The sequence below is a fragment of the Photobacterium halotolerans DSM 18316 genome, from assembly GCF_000425165.1.
Taxonomy (GTDB): Bacteria; Pseudomonadota; Gammaproteobacteria; order Enterobacterales; family Vibrionaceae; genus Photobacterium; species Photobacterium halotolerans.
Genome location: NZ_KE384321.1, coordinates 316,922 through 335,497 on the forward strand (window position 1 = coordinate 316,922; position 18,576 = coordinate 335,497).

Here is an 18,576-nt window from a genome sequence, read left to right on the forward strand (position 1 = left end):
TATTACAACTGTTCCGCCACTTCGTCAGAGATATCCCCGTTATGGTATACCTCCTGCACATCATCAAGATCATCCAGCGCATCAATCAGACGCAGCAGTTTTGGTGCAGTGTCCGCGTCCAGCTCGGCCTTGGTTGATGGCACCAGAGTCACTTCCGCGTTCTGGGCTTCGAACCCGGCACTGTCCAGCGCGTCTCTCACCGGGCCAAAATCCGCCGGTGTGGTGTAGACATCGATAGAACCGTCATCATTGGTTTCAACATCATCGGCCCCCCCTTCCAGTGCCGCCTCCATGACGGCGTCTTCATCCAGCCCAGGCGCGTAGGAAATCACCCCTTTTTTCTCGAACAGGTAATTAACGCTACCGTCTGTGCCCAGATTACCGCCTGCTTTGCTGAACGCATGGCGCACACCGGATACCGTGCGATTGCGGTTGTCTGTCATGCATTCAACCATCACAGCGGTACCGCCAGGGCCGTATCCTTCGTAAATCACGGTTTCCATGTTGTCGTCACCTTCACCGCCGGCACCACGGCTGATGGCACGGTTGATGGTGTCACGCGTCATGTTGTTGGACAGCGCTTTATCAACAGCAGCCCGCAGACGCGGGTTGCTTTCCGTTTCAGGGCCGCCTTCTTTGGTCGACACCACGATTTCTCGGATTAGCTTGGTGAAAATTTTGCCACGCTTGGCGTCTTGCGCCGCTTTACGGTGTTTGATGTTGGCCCACTTACTATGACCTGCCATAACAATGCTCCGGATTTATAGAGGGTGTTGTCCCAGCTCTGCGTCACTGGGAGGCGCTGATCACTGTTCAGAACACGGCGAGAGATCGTACATCAGATGGTATGAAGCATACTGCAATGTCTTGAAGAGTGATCGGGCTGGCAGAGCTGCCAGCCCGGATAAACCTGATTAATCAGGCTTCGGTATTTTGTTCGTCTTTTGCAGCCAGTTTCACCGCAATTGCCAGCTCCTCAAGAGCGGCAGGATTAGCCAGGCTTGGCGCATCTGTCATCAGACATGCTGCCGCCGTGGTTTTCGGGAAGGCAATCACGTCACGGATATTCTCAGTGCCGCACAGCAGCATTACCAGACGATCCAGACCAAACGCCAGACCCGCATGCGGCGGCGTACCGAATTTCAGTGCGTCCAGCAGGAAGCCGAATTTCAGTTGCTGCTCTTGCGCGTCAATACCCAGAATGTTGAACACAGCCGCCTGCATGTCTGCGTTGTGAATACGCACAGAACCCCCGCCCACTTCGTAGCCATTCAGTACCATATCGTAGGCATTGGAGACTGCTGTTGCAGGATTGGCCGCCAGCTCTTCCGCGGTCATATTCAGCGGCGAGGTGAACGGGTGGTGCATCGCATGCAGATTACCTTCTTCGTCTTCTTCGAACATCGGGAAGTCAACCACCCACAGAGGTGCCCATGCCGAATCGTCAGTCAGTTTCAGGTCTTTACCCAGCTTCAGACGCAGAGCGCCCATCGCTTCGTCGACCACATTCTTGCGATCAGCACCAAAGAGCAGAATATCGCCGGATTCAGCCTGAGTGCGCTCCAGCAGCTGGGCCACTATGTCTTGGTTCAGGAATTTCGCCACAGGTGACTGCACGCCGTCAAAACCGGCTGCGCGGTCATTGACCTTCATCCATGCCAGGCCTTTTGCACCGTAAATACCGACAAAGCTGGTGTATTCGTCAATTTGCTTACGAGACAGCTCAGCACCGCCCGGTACACGCAGAACAGCCACACGGCCTTTAGGATCATTGGCAGGGCCGGCAAAGACTTTGAAGTCGACATCTTTCAGGATATCACCAGCGTCTACCAGCTCCAGCGGGTTACGCAGATCAGGCTTGTCCGATCCGTAACGGCGCATCGCTTCTTCGTACTTCATGACAGGGAAAGTACCCAGATCCACGTTCAGCAGCTCTTTCCACATCTCGGTGACCATGCGCTCAGTCACGGCACGCACCTGATCGGCGGTCATGAACGAGGTTTCAATATCGATCTGGGTAAATTCAGGCTGACGGTCAGCACGCAGATCTTCGTCGCGGAAACATTTGACGATTTGATAGTAACGGTCAAAACCAGACATCATCAGCAGCTGCTTAAAGAGCTGTGGTGACTGAGGCAATGCGTAGAAACTGCCTTTGTGCACTCGGCTCGGCACCAGATAGTCACGGGCACCTTCCGGTGTTGCTTTGGTCAGGACAGGTGTTTCAATATCCAGGAAGCCGTTTTCATCCAGGAAACGGCGCACGAAGCTGGATGCTTTCGCACGCAGTTTGATACGGTCGCTCATTTCCGGACGACGCAGGTCCAGATAGCGGAATTTCAGGCGCTGCTCTTCGGTGTTCTTCTGGTTGAAGTCCAGCGGCAGCACATCGGAGCGGTTGATGATTTCCAGGCCTTTGGCAATCACTTCCACTTCACCGGTCGCCATGTCTTTGTTGACCTGGCTGTCCGGACGCTGACGCACTTCACCGGTCAGACGGATACAGAATTCATTGCGCAGTTGGTTCGCTACCTCGAAAATATCTTTCATATCCGGGTCAACCACTACCTGAACGATACCTTCACGATCTCGCATATCAATGAAAATAAGACCGCCTAAATCACGACGGCGGTTTACCCAGCCGCAAAGCTCAACGGTTTGTCCCGCATGGGACTTGTTCAGGTGACCACAATATTGGGTGCGCATAAGAATTTCCCGATCTGTTTACTTACAATCCTGTGTGTCCGCCCAAAATGGTATGACAGACACCAACTGTGCCAGTTTCGGCCATCTTCAGTGTCCGGCTGCAGCCCGACTGACGTCCGAAATAAAAATAACGCGGTATTATAAATGAAAAACACCACTGTAGGAAAAACCTCTGGCGTAAATCAAGCAAAATAGCCTGATTCCAGTCGCGAATGTTGACCAGATGGCGGGATATTCTCCACAATGTCAGCTAAGCCCCTTATCCAGACGGATAAAAAGTATTCACTAAGGTTTTTCAATGCCCTTTTCTTCCCCCCTTAAGATTGGCATGGCAATGTGGTCACATGCGCCCTGGCAACGTAGCCTCTACGGCCGCGGCTGTCCTACCACAGAAAGGTTGAGCCGGTACGCAGAAACCTTCTCCACTGTCGAAGGTAATACCACCTTCTATGCCACACCCAGGCCGGCCACAGTACAGAACTGGGCTGATGCCACACCGGACGATTTTTTATTCACCTTCAAGCTGCCAAAAACCATTACCCATCAATATAAGCTGATGCACTGCCAGGGCCAGTTGGGTGAATTTTTCCATGTCATGGCCCCTGTGGCGGAAAAAACCGGCATCTGGAAAATTCAACTGCCCGCCAGCTTCGGACCGGCAGAGCTGCCTGCGCTCTCCGCTTTTCTTAAACAGCTGCCGTCAGATCTGACGGTTGGGGTTGAGGTCCGTCATCCGGCCTTTTTCAGCAAAGGCGCAGAAGAAAAAGCGCTAAACCGGTTGCTTATCGAGCACCAGGCCAACCGTATTATCATGGACACTCGCCCGGTTTTTTCGGCCCCCGCCACCAGCGAGGCGGTTATTGATGCCCACCAGAAAAAACCCAGAGTGCCGGTTCACGCCATTGCAACCGCCATGCACCCTGTGGTGCGTTTCATTGGTCATCCGGATCTTGATGCCAACGATCCCTTTTTTGCCAACTGGTTACAACGTCTACCCTTATGGCTGAGTGAAGGCCGCCAGCCTTATCTGTTCATTCATACGCCCGACAACGACTTTGCCCCGGAACTGGCCGTCCGGCTTCATCACCAGCTGGCACAACAACTGGCTGACACTGCGTGGCACCTGCCCGAGCTGAAATTGCCGCAAGGTGGCGACCAGGTGTCACTGCTCTGAACCCTGCCTGACCTGCCCTGTAAATCCACAAGACAACTGGCGTTATTTTATCTACAATACGCGCCTTTTCAGCGGGAGAAGGACTCCCCATAGCCATAAATCGCCGTGCGGCGAGGTATGCCGGAAGGAACCGTGCGAGATTCAGATATCAGGTGTGAGGAAGAGATAATGGCTGGCCACGACAATTTGTTCGCCGCCCCGATCGATAAGTTGGGTGATTTTACCTTTGACGAACGCGTCGCCGAAGTATTTCCGGATATGATCCAACGCTCTGTACCGGGATACAGCAATATCATCTCCGCCATCGGCATGCTGGCCGAGCGCTTTGCGATGCCGGATTCCACGATTTATGATCTGGGCTGTTCGCTTGGTGCTGCCACGCTGTCCATGCGTCGTCATATCAAACAGCCCGGTTGCAAGATCATCGGTGTCGACAACTCACGCGCCATGGTGGAACGCTGCCGTCTGCATATTGACGCTTACCGTTCCGATACCCCTGCCGAGATTATTGAAGCGGATATCCGCGATGTGGATATTCACAATGCCTCGGTGGTGGTGCTGAATTTCACCCTGCAGTTTCTGGCACCGGAAGATCGCCGCCAGTTACTGGAAAAGATCTATGCCGGCCTGCGTCCGGGCGGCATTCTGATCCTGTCTGAAAAATATGTCTTTGAGAATGGCCAGGCACACGAATTGCTGATCGATCTGCATCACGATTTCAAACGCGCCAACGGCTACAGCGAGCTGGAAATCAGCCAGAAACGCAGCGCCATTGAGCATGTCATGCGCCCGGACAGCATTCCGGCCCACCGTGAGCGTTTGTCCGATATTGGCTTTCGCAGCGTAGAAGTCTGGTTCCAGTGCTTCAACTTCGGCTCTATGTTTGCCATCAAGTAATTAACGAATTTAAGGTAACTTTGACGCTCCATGTTTAGCTTTTCAGAATTCTATCGCTTATTAGCCAATGACGAGCAACTGCGTCCCTGGCTTAACATTTTGCCGCAGCAATTATCCGACTGGGAAACGGCCCAGCACGGCGACATGGCCCGCTGGGTTCGGGCGCTGAAAAAGTTTCCTGCCGATAAGCCGGACTTTATCGACCTGAAAACCCAAGTCAGTGTCATGAATGAAGTACCGGTTGCCGATGGCGAGCAAAAACGCCTGGAAAGCTTACTGCGTCTGCTGCATCCCTGGCGCAAAGGCCCGTACCATATCCACGGTATTCACATCGACACCGAATGGCGTTCCGACTGGAAATGGGATCGCGTTCTGCCGCACATCTCTCCGCTCAGGCACCGGAAAGTGCTGGATGTCGGATGCGGCAACGGCTATCACATGTGGCGTATGCTGGGTGAAGGGGCCGCACTGACGGTCGGGATCGATCCTTCGAACCTGTTCCTGATCCAGTTCGAGGCAATCCGTCGCCTGATGGGCCAGGATGAGCGTGCCTACCTGCTACCGCTGGGCATCGAACAACTGCCGGAACTGAAAGCGTTTGATACCGTCTTCAGTATGGGTGTGCTCTATCACCGCCGCTCGCCGCTTGATCACTTATTGCAACTGAAAAACCAGCTGCGCAAAGGCGGTGAACTGGTGTTAGAAACCTTAGTGATTGAAGGCGATGAAAATGCGGTGCTGGTGCCGGGTCACCGTTATGCTCAGATGCATAACGTCTACTTTTTCCCCTCCGCCAAAGCCCTGAAAGTCTGGCTGGAGAAAAGCGGCTTTGTCGATGTACGGATTGTTGATGAAAGTGTCACCACCACCGATGAGCAACGTTCTACCGACTGGATGACAAATAATTCACTGCCGGAATATCTCGATCCGCAAGACCCGTCAAAGACGATAGAAGGCTACCCGGCCCCCCGGCGCGCTGTGCTGGTCGCCGTAAATCCTGACTAAGTGTTAACAAAAGGGTGCTACCCGCATCCTTTTTTGTACGCTAAACTACGGCCCCCTAAAGAAAAACTAAGAATTACACTATATCCACTTTTGGGAGTGAGCATGCTTGGCCGCAGCGTAACCTTTATTGCATTGACATTTATTTCCGGCTGCTCAATGCTGAAAACCGAACCCAGCCCGCAGCGGGAAACGAATACACTGACTGCGATTGAAATGATGGAAACCAATGTTCATTTTCGTCTTAATCGTATGTCGCAACAAATAAACGAACAAAATGAAAACATTGCTAAGTTAGAAAAAGAGCTATCATCAATGTCAGAAGAACTGAATAAAGTTGCTTCTGTTTCATCGCCTAAACCTGAAGTCATTGTTGAGAAAAAAATAGTGCCGGTACCACAAAAAACTATTGATATCGATCCTAAAACTGCCCATGGCAAAGTTATCCTGGGTGAAGAAGAATGGATATGGCTGGACTCAGTGCAATCCTTTTTTAAAGCACGGGTTGACACGGGTGCGACAACGTCTTCGATCAACGCACTGGATGTCCAGATCTTTGAACGGGATGGCAAACAGTGGGCCAAATTCAATCTCAGCCACAGCGGAGAAGAGAATCAGCCAGCCGACCAGATCGTGGAAGCCCCGATTGTCCGCTGGGTGAAAATCCGCCAGTCTTCCGCCGATGATACCGAACGACGCCCGGTGGTTGAGATGTGGCTTAAACTTGGCAAACTGCATGAGAAAGCACAGTTTACCCTGGCAGACCGAACGCAAATGACATACCCGGTGTTGCTTGGGCGGGAGTTCTTTAAAGACGTCGCACTGGTTGATGTCGGTAAACAATTTATCCAAGGGCGATAACCGTTTTCAGCTTGGGGCATGACTGCTTGTCATTGCCCCATTTTCGTTTTCATCGTTTCGTTTGCTTCAACCAATAAAGGAAAAATTAGAGGTTGTCATGACGTCAAGAATTCCGTTTTATTTTCTCATCACCTTGCTCGTCATTGCCGGGACAGCGCTCAGTCTCTATCGCCATGATATTTACGGTGTGCCTTGGACACCAGGCGAAGAGCGCGCCTTGTGGGAACTGGAAGCCAGAGTGGAGTTTGATGCCATCGGCAAACCGGTTAAAGTATCAATGGCCGCACCGGAATCACAGCAGGGCTTCACCCAAATCGACGAAAGTACCTCATCACCTGGCTATGGAGTCGCCCTGATTGATACCGATCAGGGACGCCGGGCGGAATGGTCAATTCGTCAGGCATCCGGCAAACAGGTGCTGTATTACAAAACCCAGATGCTTGTCGATCCACTGGCCAGCTTTTCGACGGATAAACCCAGAGGTAAGCCTGAAGCCCCCAGCCTGGATAGCCCTCAGGAAACGGCAGCCAAAGCCATGCTGGCTCAGGCCAGAACCCTGTCGGCGGACAATCTGACGCTGACCCGGGAAATTCTGAAACAGCTCAATGACAGAAATAACCAAAATGCCTCCTTGCTGCTCAATGCGTTTCCGCGGGAAAATGTGGTGGTTTTTCTACTCTCGATGGAAGGAATAAATTCCCGCATCGTTGGTGGCTTGCAGCTCGAAGATGGCCGCCGCCGCCAAAGCATCAGCCCTATGGTGGAAGTCTGGGGCGGCGAGAAATGGCACTTATTTGACCCGCAGACGGGACAGGAAGGTAAACCTAACGATGTGCTGGTCTGGAATCAGCAAGGTCACTCCCTGCTGGATGTCATAGGTGGCCGTAACTCCAATATCAGCTTCTCAATTATTTCGCAGGATATTACTCCGCAGCAGGCAACCCGTGAAAAAGTCCAGGCTGAAGATCTGCTGAACTTCTCAATACACAGTCTGCCTATTGAAGAGCAGGCGATGTTCAAAACGATCATGCTGGTACCGATAGGCGCGTTGATCGTGGTCTTCCTCAGGGTCATTGTAGGCCTGAAAACTTCAGGGACTTTCATGCCGGTACTGATTGCAGTGGCTTTTGTGCAGACTCAGCTGATCACCGGTGTGCTGGGTTTTCTGCTGATCGTTGGTACAGGTTTAATCATACGCAGTTACTTATCACGGCTGAACTTGCTGCTTGTGGCCCGAATATCCGCCGTTATAGTGACGGTGATACTCATTATTTCGATCTTCACTGTGGTGGCCTTCAAGATTGGCCTGGTGGAAGGCCTGACTATCACCTTCTTCCCGATGATCATCCTGTCCTGGACGATTGAGCGTATGTCGATCCTGTGGGAAGAAGAAGGGGCAAAAGAAGTCTTTATTCAGGGTGGCGGCTCGCTGTTAACGGCCATTATAGTGTATCTGGTCATGACCAATGATCTGGTTCGTCACTTAACCTTTAACTTCATCGGACTGCAACTGATTATCATGGCAATGATCCTGATGCTGGGTAACTACACAGGCTACCGCCTGAGTGAGCTAAAACGCTTTAAGCCGTTAGCGGAGGATTAAGCCATGTTTTTATCGCGTTATACCACGCCATGGCGTCTGCGCGAACGCGGCATTATGGGCATGAATAAGCGCAATCACAGCTATATCGGCCGCTACAACGACCGCAGTCTGTATCCGCTTGTCGATGATAAGCTGAAAACCAAGATCATCGCCCAGCGTGCGGGAGCCACCGTACCTGAGCTGATCGGCGTGATAAGAAGCCAGGTGCATGTCAAAGAGATTCACGACATGGTGCGAGACTGGCCGGGCTTTGTTATCAAACCGGCCCAGGGCTCTGGCGGGAAAGGCATTCTTGTCATTATCAAGCATGAAAACGGTTTATACACTAAACCGTCAGGGGCTGTGATTAATAAACAAGATGTTGAAAGACACATCACCAATACCCTGGCCGGACTGTTTTCGCTCGGCGGCAAAAATGATGTTGCCATGGTTGAAAACCTGATCCAGTTTGATAATGTCTTCGACGGGTTCAGCTTTGAAGGTGTACCGGATATACGCGTCATCGTGTTTAAAGGTTACCCTGTCATGGCCATGATGCGTTGTTCTACCGCTGCCTCTGACGGCAAAGCGAACCTTCACCAGGGAGCCGTCGGAGTCGGTATTGATATCGCTTCAGGCAAAGCCGTTCGTGCAGTGCAGTTTAACCTGCCGGTCGAACGCCACCCGGACACGGAACGCTTACTCAGCGAGCTGTCCGTTCCCAACTGGCCTAAACTGCTGGAACTGGCAGCCAGTGCCTGGGAAATGACCGGACTGGGCTATCTGGGTACTGACATGGTGCTGGATAAAATCAAAGGCCCTATGGTACTGGAGCTGAATGCCCGTCCGGGTCTTGCCATTCAGACCGCCAATGGCTGCGGATTGCTGCCGCGCCTTCATCACATCGAAAGTCTGGGCACACCATCCAAGATGCCAACTCCGGCTGAACGCGTCGCGTATGCCGCCGAGCAGTTTGGTGCTAAACCACAGTTCTGATCATCACAGGCACCCCGGCTTCAGGCCGGGGCTTTCTTCTTCAGGCCAATTAGGCGCATAATAGCTCAGTCATCATATTCATTGATTTCAACTGGTTATTGGAGAGCCTATGTCAGAGATCCTGCGTTTATTTGACCAGCCGGTGGATCGCACCAAGAGCAACAGTACAAAATGGCTGAAGTATCAGGGACAGGATGTCCTGCCAATGTGGGTGGCAGACAGTGACTTCAGAGTACCGGATGCGATTACACACGCCCTCCACCAGCATGTCGATCACGGCGTCTTTGGTTATGGTTCTGTGCCTGCATCGCTCAGCGAATTGCTCGTTGAGCGCATGGCGACCCTCTATAACTGGCAGATCAAACCGGAATGGATTGTTTATCTACCCGGTCTGGTCTGTGGTCTCAATCTGGCGGTTCGCGCCTGTACCGAGCAACATCAGGCGGTCGTCAGTCCAAAGCCGGTATACCCGAAATTTTTCAGCGCGGCAAAATACGCTTCACGACCTCTGGCCTACTCCCCCGTGACATTGCAGCAAGGGCGCTGGCTGCTGGATTTAGCGGCGACAGAGATCCCGGCCGACAGCAAGCTGTTACTGTTCTGTAACCCTTTAAATCCCGGCGGTACCGTCTACACACGTCAGGAGCTGGAGGCGCTGCACAGCTTTGCCAAAAAGCATGACCTGTATGTCTGTTCCGATGAAATCCACTGCGATTTGATCCTCAATGAGAACGCCCGCCATATTCCCTATGCCAGTCTGGATGACGATGCCGCACAGCGCTCCATCACCCTGATAGCACCGAGCAAGACCTTTAACATTGCCGGCCTTGGCGCATCAATGGCCATCATTCCGAGTTTCGAGTTACGACGCCGTTTCAACCGTACACGGGCCGGTATAGTACCTGAGGTCAATGTGCTGGCCTATACGGCCGCCGAGGCCGCGTACCGTGATTGCCAGCCGTGGCTCGACAGTCAGCTCCACTATCTGCGTCAGCACAGAGACAGACTGATGACAGCCGTTAACAGCATGCCGGGGCTCACACTGCATCCGATTGAAGCAACCTATCTGGCCTGGATTGATGCCTCCGGCCTGCCTGTAGCAAACCCGCATGCCTTCTTCGAAGCTGCCGGTGTTGGCTTCTCGCCTGGTGCTGATTTTGGCGATGCCGGATTTGTCAGGATGAATTTTGGCTGTACCCGCCAGACTTTAGAGCTGGCGCTATCGCGCATGAAGAACGCCATTGAATCAATCGGTTAATAATTAGCCATCTGATAGCCAATCCCGCTAAAGATTTTCACTGACTGTCCGATAGAGATAACACTGGTTTTAATTTCTGTCGGACTCCATGCAAATCCATACCATAGACAAAGCACAGCTTATCAATGAAGTGCAGCTTGGTAACCAGCTCAACCGCGCGGTTGAGCAGGGACGCCGATCTGACTTCGCACTGATGCTGGCTATGTTATCGCCGGATTATCTGGAAACCACACCGACCGAAAAACCCCTGCCGCCTGCGACCACGGAAGAGCAACTGCGCTCCTATTTCGAGTTGCAAGACCCGCCGCCGCTGTCGACATCCGAGTTCTGCTATCCTCGCGGGGCGGAGCAGTCACGAGCATTCCATTATGGCGGGCTTTCCGCGACCCGCTTACTCAGCTCGCTGCAACCCATCGCGATGACGTTTCCTCCTCAGGACACTAAAGGTTTGCCTGAAGAGCTGTACCATAACTTGTCTGGGCATGAGCGCCGCCGCCTGCCGCCCACCCAGCCGGAGCCCATTAAAGGGTCCCCGCAGGATCTCTACCTGAATCTTATCCGGGCCAAACGTTCCGCTGAAATGTATGGCGCCGTTGCTAAGGTCTGCTGATCACCATCACCTTTTCTTTTCGTTATTTTTCAGTCAATTAAGAAATTTTTTCGCGACATCTCACAAAGTACTAAATTTCGTGACAAGTGTCATATGCCAAACAATTCAATGCCGCTTTACCTGCGGACTTAACTAAGATTTAACACTAATGGAGTGTTATTCGTTTATTGAATAGTTAGGGTGAAGTTGGTTAAAACCGTCATTGCTGTTACGACTTCTAGGTATCCACATATAGGAAGATTGCGCTATGAATATTGCAGACTCAGTTATTCTTATTACTGCTGCAGGCTGCCCATTAGGAAAAGCTGCATCGTTCCATTTCTCCTCATTAGGCGCACGGATTGCCCTGGTAGATACAGACAGTGAACGATTACACATTAACCATCAGGAATGCTTAGCCAAAGGCAGTGAGTGCTATGCCCTTTGTCTTTCCGATAATAAAGAAGCCACTATCGCCAGTGCCATTAATGCGGTTCACGAGCAATACGGAAAAATCGATGTACTGATTAACTGCTGGCTGGGTATTGATATCCCCATGCTCTTAACCCAGACTTCGGTTGAAGAATTCTGCCAGCTCATGACAGAAGGCACATCGGCATTTCTTTCCTTTGGCAAACAAACCGCAAGCTACATGCGCGAACATCATCAGTCCGGTGTGATTATCAATTTAGCCGCTTGCCGGCCGGATAACCCCGTACCTTTGAGCAGTAGCTCCAAAGCCATGCTGGCGGGCTTTACTCAAAGCTGGTCCAAAGAGCTGGCGCAATACAAGATTCGTGTCGGTGGCGTGTTCCCGCTGATTTTTGATGAGCGGCATGATCTGCCACCCAGTACCCTGCTCAGCCTGCCAATGCAGTATGAAATTGCCCGTAGCGCTGAGTACATAGTCTCGAATGACTATTTCAACGGCAGAATGATTGAAGCGGAAGTGGTCTGATCCCCCTGTCGCATCAGCGAGTCCGGTCAGTGCCCTCGCAATCACTCACGCCGCAGGCAGTGATGTATCAGACGGCATAAAAAAACCCGCCAGATGGCGGGTTTTTGTTTCACTCAATTGATTGGTTATCAAGCCTTAGCAGCAACCTTTTTGCTTTTTGCCGCCGGTACTACCCGAATGACCTCTGCAGGTTTTTGATCTGCATTTTTCTTAATGACAGTCGTGCCTTCAAAGGTGTCACCTTCGACATACGCCTTTCCGTAATAAGAAGCCAGCAGTACCTCTTTCAGCTCTGCAATCAGCGGATAACGCGGGTTCGCGCCGGTACACTGATCATCAAAGGCTTCAACAGCCAGTTCATCCAGTTTCGCCAGGAAGTCAGATTCTGACACCCCTGCTGCCTGAATGGACTTAGGAATATCCAAATCGTCTTTCAGTTCATCCAGCCAGCTCAGCAGGCGCTCAATTTTCTGTGCGGTACGGTCGCCGGGCTGAGAAAGGCCCAGGTGATCGGCCACTTCGGCATAGCGACGACGAGCTTGCGGGCGGTCGTACTGAGAGAAAGCCGTCTGCTTGGTTGGATTGTCGTTCGCGTTATAACGCACCACATTCGCGATCAACAAGGCATTTGCCAGACCATGCGGAATATGGAACTCGGCACCAATCTTGTGCGCCATGGAGTGACACACCCCCAGAAACGCATTGGCAAATGCAATACCGGCGATGGTTGCCGCGTTATGGACTTTCTCGCGGGCAACCGGGTCTTTCGCCCCGTTGGCATAGCTGGAAGGCAGGTATTGCTTGAGCAGTTGCAGTGCCTGCAATGCCTGACCATCAGAATACTCGTTTGCCAGCACAGAGACATAGGCTTCCAACGCATGGGTCACTGCGTCATAACCACCAAACGCAGTCAGTGATTTTGGCATGTTCATCACCAGATTGGCATCGACAATTGCCATCTGAGGTGTCAGCTCATAATCAGCCAGCGGGTATTTTGCGCCTGTCTCATCATCGGTGACAACCGCAAACGGCGTCACTTCAGAACCCGTCCCTGAAGTGGTTGTAATACAGACCAACTCTGCTTTTTTGCCCATTTTCGGGAATTTGTAGATACGTTTACGGATATCCATAAAGCGCATCGCCAGCTCTTCGAAGTGGGTTTCCGGATGCTCATACATCACCCACATGATTTTCGCGGCGTCCATCGGTGAACCGCCGCCCAGTGCGATAATCACATCAGGCTGGAAGCTCTTCATGGCTTCTGCACCTTTCTTGACGACGCTCAGCGTTGGGTCGGCTTCCACATCGTAGAAAGCATGGACATCGATGCCCTGTGCTTTGAGTAACGTCATCACTTCATCGGCATAGCCGTTGTTGAACAGGAAACGGTCGGTCACCAGAAAGGCACGTTTCTTATCTTCCAGATCCGTCAGCGCCACAGGCAGGCTGCCACGGCGGAAATAGATCGACTTAGGCAGTTTGTGCCACAGCATATTTTCAGCTCGCTTCGCCACTGTTTTTTTGTTAATCAAATGCTTAGGCCCGACGTTTTCAGAGATAGAGTTCCCCCCCCATGAACCGCAGCCCAAGGTCAATGATGGCGCTATGTTGAAGTTGTACAGATCACCGATACCGCCATGAGTAGTCGGGATATTGACCAGAATTCGCGCGGTTTTCAGCTTATCGCCAAAATATTTAATGCGATCTTCATTGATATCCTGGTTGGTGTACAAGCCCGAGGTATGACCAATACCGCCAAGATCAACCATCTTGCAGGCCATATCTACCGCATCTTCGAAGGTTTTGGCACGGAACATCCCCAGGGTTGGCGACAGTTTCTCGTGGGCAAACTCTTCATCGATCGTGATGGCCTCACCTTCACCAATCAGCACCTTAGTATCCGAGGGCACTGACACCCCTGCCATTTCAGCAATTTTTGTCGCTGGCTGGCCGACGATGTCGGCATTCAGGCTGCCTTCAATCAAAATCACTTTGCGGACTTTATCGGCCTCTTCTTTGCTCAGTACATACCCTTTATGGCTGGCAAAACGCGCTTTCACCTCGTCATAAATTTCATCCATTACGATCACGGCCTGCTCTGAGGCACACACCACGCCGTTATCAAATGTCTTAGACATCAGCACAGATGCCACCGCGCGTTTTACATCGGCCGTTTCATCAATCACCACAGGCACATTACCTGCGCCGACGCCAATGGCCGGTTTGCCTGATGAGTATGCGGCTTTCACCATGCCCGGACCACCAGTGGCCAGGATCAGATTAAGATCCGGGTGCTTCATCAGGGCATTGGACAATTCCACCGAAGGCTGATCGATCCAGCCAATGATATCTTTCGGTGCACCAGCCGCGACGGCGGCATCCAACACCAGTTTTGCCGCAGCGTTGGTCGATTCTTTCGCCCGTGGGTGCGGAGAGAAAATAATACCGTTACGGGTTTTGAGTGAAATCAGGGATTTGAAGATAGCGGTTGAGGTTGGGTTTGTCGTCGGCACAATGCCGCAGATAATACCGACAGGCTCTGCAATAGTGATGGTGCCGAACTCGTCATTCTCTTCCAGAATGCCGCAAGTCTTTTCGTCTTTGTATTTGTTGTAAATAAATTCAGAGGCAAAGTGGTTTTTGATCACCTTGTCTTCAACGATCCCCATACCGGACTCTTGTACGGCTTGCTGGGCCAGAGGAATACGGGCATTGTTTGCCGCCAGAGAGGCGGCACGGAAAATCTTGTCTACTTGCTCCTGCGAGTAGGTGGCAAAAATCTTCTGTGCGGCTTTTACACGGGCAACCATTGCATCGAGTTCTGCCAAATTCGTTACAGGCATAGTCAAACTCCTAACTTTAAGATTGAAAACTTTTTAGTAAGGATACGTCTCTGATTCCTTGCCATGAGAGCGCTTATCACCGATTGAGCACACTTAGTAAATTGCTTTCAAAACTGATTTTATGACTTCATTGTCAGGTGAGGCTTGATCTGGATCATGCTAAGCGCACACGACACCAGGATACAACCATCAACAAAAAAGAAATTAAATCAATTATTTAAAAGGCAATTCAATTAAAACCATTCACAAAACAAATAGTTAAACATCAGACAACATGAATATAAATTTCATATTAGTAATTTTATTTCATGATGAGGCAACAGATTGACTTCCCAAACGGCTACTGGCAAATACCCCGTTATGGGTAGAATTCACGCAACATAAAGCCTAATCCAGTAAGGTTCAGAACGACAATGTCATTGTATGACTTTTTTACCACCAATAAGCAACAAAGCGCATTTATTTGGTGGGAAAAATCATAATAACAAAGAGAAACAGTGAGATAGGAGCAATCAACCTGACCCTGCCCTGCTGCTGCAAGCCAGATCAACTCTTACCGGCAGCAAGTGCACACAGCGCGGAAATGGCTCTGGCAAAGGTTGCGACTCTTAAGTATGCTTTATTTTTCAATCACTCAGATGTTATTTATGTCCCACTCAACACTAAAAGAAAGACTTTATATCATTATTTTTGGCACCCACACCCCGGCGGGCAAAGCATTTGATATTGCATTAATTCTGACCATACTGGCATCGATCATTGTGCTGATGCTCGGGTCTGTCAGCCCGATAAGCCAGGAGTGGGGACAGGTGTTCTACCTGATGGAATGGGGATTTACACTGATCTTTACGCTTGAATATCTGCTCAGGCTGTACTGCTCTCCCAAGCCAACTGCGTATGCCCGAAGTTTTTACGGCCTGGTCGATTTTCTGGCTATTTTACCCACCTATCTGGTGTTTTTTTTCCCGGCCGCGCACTACCTGATGGTCATCCGGCTACTGAGGGTAATGCGCATATTTCGGGTATTAAAGCTGGTGCGCTATCTGCAGGATTCTAATTTGCTGCTGAGGTCATTATTACAATCCAGCCGCAAGATTTTTATCTTTTTCACCACAGTCGCGATACTGGTCACTGTGTTTGGCTCGCTTATGTTTGTGATTGAAGGACCAGAACATGGTTTTACCAGCATTCCTTACAGTATTTACTGGGCCATAGTGACCTTAACAACTGTAGGTTATGGTGACCTGGTGCCTCAGACGGATCTCGGCAAAACACTCGCCTCTTTCACTATGCTGCTGGGTTACTCCATCATTGCCATCCCCACCGGCATTATCACCGCTGAAATTGGCCATCAGAGTCAGTTGCACCGAACCCTGGTGAAATGCATGAACTGCTCCCGTTCGGGTCATGAGCCCGATGCCATCTTCTGTAAACACTGCGGCAGCGAACTCGCACACCCCGATGACAGGGTAGTCACAGCGCCTGCCACCCAATGATCTCAGAATAACGAATACGATCAGCACGCACAAAAAAGCCCTCGCAAGAGGGCTTTTTCACTCAGCTGTCCAATGATCCGATAAACGGTTATTTACGACGCCAGGTCGTGCCTTGCGGGCCATCCTCAAGAATAATCCCCATGGCGGTCAGCGTATCGCGGGCGGCATCTGCTGCTGCCCAGTCCTTCGCCGCACGGGCATCCAGACGTTGCTGGATCAGTGATTCAATCTCAGCCACATCGTCTGCCTTTGCACTGCTTTGCAGGAAGGTTTCAGGATCCTGCGCCAGCAGTCCCAGCACTTCAGCCAGTGCGCGCAGTTGAGCACCGAGCGCTGACGCCGCCTTCAGATCTTCACCTTTCAGGCGGTTAATCTCACGCGCCATATCAAACATCACAGAGTAAGCTTCAGGCGTATTGAAGTCATCATCCATCGCCGTGGTAAAGCGCTCAATGAAGGCTTCACCACCCTGTACGGCAACATCCGTATCCAGACCACGCAGTGCCGTATACAGACGCTCCAGCGCGGAACGTGCTTGCTTCAGGTTCTCTTCGCTGTAATTGAGCTGGCTGCGATAATGGCCAGACATCAGGAAATAACGAACCGTTTCAGCATCGTAATGCCCCAGCACGTCACGGATGGTGAAGAAGTTACCCAGTGATTTGGACATCTTCTCACGATCAACCATCACCATACCGCTGTGCATCCAGGTATTCACATACTGGGTATCATGGGCGCAGCAGGATTGCGCAATTTCATTTTCGTGATGCGGGAACTGAAGATCAGAGCCGCCGCCGTGAATGTCAAAATGATCACCCAGAATGGCAGAGTTCATCGCAGAACATTCAATGTGCCAACCCGGACGGCCAGGTCCCCATGGCGATTCCCAGGTCGGTTCGCCCGGCTTGGACATTTTCCACAGCACGAAATCCAGCGGGCTGCGTTTTGCCGTTTCAATGTCAACACGCGCACCGGCCTGCAACTGTTCCAGATCCTGGCCAGACAGCTTGCCGTATTCGTCAAACTTACTGACTTCAAACATCACGTCGCCATTGTCTGCCACGTACGCGAAACCGCGTTCAATCAGGCGTTCACACAGCGCAATAATTTCCGGAATGAATTTGGTTGCACGAGGCTCAATATCCGGACGCGCCATACCCAGGGCATCAAAATCGGCGTACATTTCGCCAATCAGACGCTCGGTCAGAGAATCACAGCTTTCACCGTTTTCTGCTGCGCGTTTAATAATTTTATCGTCAATATCTGTGATATTACGGACAAATGTCAGATCATAGCCGCTGTAACGTAAGTAGCGTGATACCACATCGAATGCAACAAAAGTGCGGCCGTGGCCGATGTGACATAAATCGTAAATAGTAACCCCGCAGACGTACATGCCTATTTTGCCAGGCACTATGGGTTTAAATTCCTCTTTTTGTCTAGTCAGTGAGTTATAGATCTTTAACATGTCTGATAATTACTCATTTCGGGGGTTACGATTCAAAGGGCTGATTATACCCAAGTCGCCTCAAGATGCTAGGTTCAGCGCGATTGGTATGGTTGACTGGCACAGTATCGGTTTTCCCAATCCCAACCCTCTTCTATAGTTATAGAATTAACCTGGTTCACCTGTATAAACTGTATTGACGCTTTGCCTTAGTTCGTTAGAATTCAGGGTTTAAAGCAATACACTCCAGTTAAGGATAAGCTCATGGTAACGCTTCACACCACTTTTGGTGATATTAAAATCCAGCTCAACACAGAAAAAGCCCCGGAAACCAGTGCGAACTTCCTGCAGTACTGCCGTGACGGTTTCTACAATGGTACGCTGTTTCACCGTGTGATTGACGGCTTCATGGTTCAGGGCGGCGGTATGGCGTCCGGCATGGTTGAAAAAGAAACCCGTGCGCCAATCAAGAATGAAGCTAACAATGGTCTGAGCAACAAAACTGGCAGCATTGCGATGGCCCGTACCATGGAGCCGCATTCCGCAAGCTCTCAATTCTTCATCAACGTGAATGATAACAACTTCCTGGATTTCAAATCTGAAACACCGGATGGTTGGGGATACTGCGTATTTGGTGAAGTGGTTGAAGGTATGGATATCGTCAACAAGATCAAAGCGGTTGCGACAGGTAACTGGGGCTATGTCCATCAGGACGTGCCGGTTGACGAAGTTGTCATCAATTCTGTTACCATCGAAGAATAATTTCC

The 18,576-nt window shown here is 51.0% G+C and carries 15 protein-coding genes; 11 read left to right on the forward strand and 4 right to left on the reverse strand.

The features are described from left to right. Nucleotides 1-2 precede the first annotated feature (2 nt). The gene (locus H511_RS0117310) at nt 3-746 is read right to left on the reverse strand and encodes a YebC/PmpR family DNA-binding transcriptional regulator (RefSeq protein ID WP_027253445.1); all 744 of its coding nucleotides are present in this window, start codon (nt 744-746) and stop codon (nt 3-5) included. Between the two features lie 172 nt (nt 747-918). Continuing rightward, complete coding sequence (gene aspS / locus H511_RS0117315; protein ID WP_027253446.1) at nt 919-2,706, reverse strand: aspartate--tRNA ligase; 1,788 nt, start codon at nt 2,704-2,706, stop codon at nt 919-921. Nucleotides 2,707-3,004: 298 nt separating this feature from the next. Here aspS and H511_RS0117320 point away from each other — a divergent pair, with 298 nt between their 5' ends. The 9 genes from H511_RS0117320 (at nt 3,005) to H511_RS0117360 (ending at nt 12,023) form a co-directional block, all read left to right on the forward strand. Next, nucleotides 3,005-3,880, forward strand: coding sequence for a DUF72 domain-containing protein (locus tag H511_RS0117320; RefSeq protein ID WP_027253447.1), 876 nt, complete (start codon nt 3,005-3,007; stop codon nt 3,878-3,880). Between the two features lie 168 nt (nt 3,881-4,048). Continuing rightward, complete coding sequence (gene cmoA / locus H511_RS0117325) at nt 4,049-4,777, forward strand: carboxy-S-adenosyl-L-methionine synthase CmoA (RefSeq protein ID WP_027253448.1); 729 nt, start codon at nt 4,049-4,051, stop codon at nt 4,775-4,777. A 30-nt stretch (nt 4,778-4,807) separates the two neighbouring features. Further along, complete coding sequence (gene cmoB, locus H511_RS0117330) at nt 4,808-5,782, forward strand: tRNA 5-methoxyuridine(34)/uridine 5-oxyacetic acid(34) synthase CmoB (RefSeq protein WP_027253449.1); 975 nt, start codon at nt 4,808-4,810, stop codon at nt 5,780-5,782. 102 nt (nt 5,783-5,884) lie between these two features. After that, complete coding sequence (locus H511_RS0117335) at nt 5,885-6,640, forward strand: ATP-dependent zinc protease family protein (RefSeq protein ID WP_027253450.1); 756 nt, start codon at nt 5,885-5,887, stop codon at nt 6,638-6,640. A 97-nt stretch (nt 6,641-6,737) separates the two neighbouring features. Then, nucleotides 6,738-8,243 (forward strand): inactive transglutaminase family protein, encoded by a 1,506-nt coding sequence (locus H511_RS0117340; protein ID WP_027253451.1) that lies wholly within the window; start codon nt 6,738-6,740, stop codon nt 8,241-8,243. Nucleotides 8,244-8,246: 3 nt separating this feature from the next. Further along, a complete protein-coding gene (locus H511_RS0117345) occupies nt 8,247-9,218 on the forward strand; it encodes an alpha-L-glutamate ligase-like protein (protein WP_027253452.1) in 972 nt (323 codons plus the stop codon). Nucleotides 9,219-9,327: 109 nt separating this feature from the next. Continuing rightward, nucleotides 9,328-10,476 (forward strand): MalY/PatB family protein, encoded by a 1,149-nt coding sequence (locus tag H511_RS0117350; protein WP_027253453.1) that lies wholly within the window; start codon nt 9,328-9,330, stop codon nt 10,474-10,476. An 88-nt stretch (nt 10,477-10,564) separates the two neighbouring features. Next, nucleotides 10,565-11,086, forward strand: a complete 522-nt coding sequence (locus H511_RS0117355; RefSeq protein ID WP_027253454.1) for a VC2046/SO_2500 family protein — start codon at nt 10,565-10,567, stop codon at nt 11,084-11,086. A gap of 247 nt (nt 11,087-11,333) precedes the next feature. Next, nucleotides 11,334-12,023, forward strand: a complete 690-nt coding sequence (locus tag H511_RS0117360) for an SDR family oxidoreductase (RefSeq protein ID WP_027253455.1) — start codon at nt 11,334-11,336, stop codon at nt 12,021-12,023. A gap of 128 nt (nt 12,024-12,151) precedes the next feature. Here the strand turns inward: H511_RS0117360 and adhE are convergent, their stop codons facing one another. Further along, on the reverse strand, nt 12,152-14,866 hold the full coding sequence (adhE, locus tag H511_RS0117365; protein WP_027253456.1) for a bifunctional acetaldehyde-CoA/alcohol dehydrogenase: 2,715 nt from the start codon (nt 14,864-14,866) through the stop codon (nt 12,152-12,154). A gap of 647 nt (nt 14,867-15,513) precedes the next feature. Here adhE and H511_RS0117370 point away from each other — a divergent pair. Then, the gene (locus H511_RS0117370; RefSeq protein WP_027253457.1) at nt 15,514-16,362 is read left to right on the forward strand and encodes an ion transporter; all 849 of its coding nucleotides are present in this window, start codon (nt 15,514-15,516) and stop codon (nt 16,360-16,362) included. Between the two features lie 88 nt (nt 16,363-16,450). On the opposite strand, the gene cysS is transcribed toward H511_RS0117370, so the two are convergent. Beyond that, nucleotides 16,451-17,830, reverse strand: a complete 1,380-nt coding sequence (gene cysS / locus H511_RS0117375; RefSeq protein WP_027253458.1) for a cysteine--tRNA ligase — start codon at nt 17,828-17,830, stop codon at nt 16,451-16,453. A gap of 243 nt (nt 17,831-18,073) precedes the next feature. Here cysS and H511_RS0117380 point away from each other — a divergent pair, with 243 nt between their 5' ends. Continuing rightward, entirely contained in the window at nt 18,074-18,571 is a 498-nt protein-coding gene (locus tag H511_RS0117380; RefSeq protein ID WP_027253459.1) for a peptidylprolyl isomerase, read from the forward strand. Nucleotides 18,572-18,576 lie beyond the last annotated feature (5 nt).

Excerpts from the sequence above, each read along its gene's own strand:
- H511_RS0117360 (WP_027253455.1), top strand. The coding sequence starts at position 11,334 with ATGAATATTGCAGACTCAGTTATTCTTATTACTGCTGCAGGCTGCCCA.
- H511_RS0117310 (WP_027253445.1), bottom strand. The coding sequence starts at position 746 with ATGGCAGGTCATAGTAAGTGGGCCAACATCAAACACCGTAAAGCGGCG.
- adhE (WP_027253456.1), bottom strand. The coding sequence starts at position 14,866 with ATGCCTGTAACGAATTTGGCAGAACTCGATGCAATGGTTGCCCGTGTA.
- aspS (WP_027253446.1), bottom strand. The coding sequence starts at position 2,706 with ATGCGCACCCAATATTGTGGTCACCTGAACAAGTCCCATGCGGGACAA.
- cysS (WP_027253458.1), bottom strand. The coding sequence starts at position 17,830 with ATGTTAAAGATCTATAACTCACTGACTAGACAAAAAGAGGAATTTAAA.
- cmoB (WP_027253449.1), top strand. The coding sequence starts at position 4,808 with ATGTTTAGCTTTTCAGAATTCTATCGCTTATTAGCCAATGACGAGCAA.
- H511_RS0117355 (WP_027253454.1), top strand. The coding sequence starts at position 10,565 with ATGCAAATCCATACCATAGACAAAGCACAGCTTATCAATGAAGTGCAG.
- cmoA (WP_027253448.1), top strand. The coding sequence starts at position 4,049 with ATGGCTGGCCACGACAATTTGTTCGCCGCCCCGATCGATAAGTTGGGT.
- H511_RS0117370 (WP_027253457.1), top strand. The coding sequence starts at position 15,514 with ATGTCCCACTCAACACTAAAAGAAAGACTTTATATCATTATTTTTGGC.
- H511_RS0117345 (WP_027253452.1), top strand. The coding sequence starts at position 8,247 with ATGTTTTTATCGCGTTATACCACGCCATGGCGTCTGCGCGAACGCGGC.
- H511_RS0117340 (WP_027253451.1), top strand. The coding sequence starts at position 6,738 with ATGACGTCAAGAATTCCGTTTTATTTTCTCATCACCTTGCTCGTCATT.
- H511_RS0117320 (WP_027253447.1), top strand. The coding sequence starts at position 3,005 with ATGCCCTTTTCTTCCCCCCTTAAGATTGGCATGGCAATGTGGTCACAT.
- H511_RS0117335 (WP_027253450.1), top strand. The coding sequence starts at position 5,885 with ATGCTTGGCCGCAGCGTAACCTTTATTGCATTGACATTTATTTCCGGC.
- H511_RS0117380 (WP_027253459.1), top strand. The coding sequence starts at position 18,074 with ATGGTAACGCTTCACACCACTTTTGGTGATATTAAAATCCAGCTCAAC.
- H511_RS0117350 (WP_027253453.1), top strand. The coding sequence starts at position 9,328 with ATGTCAGAGATCCTGCGTTTATTTGACCAGCCGGTGGATCGCACCAAG.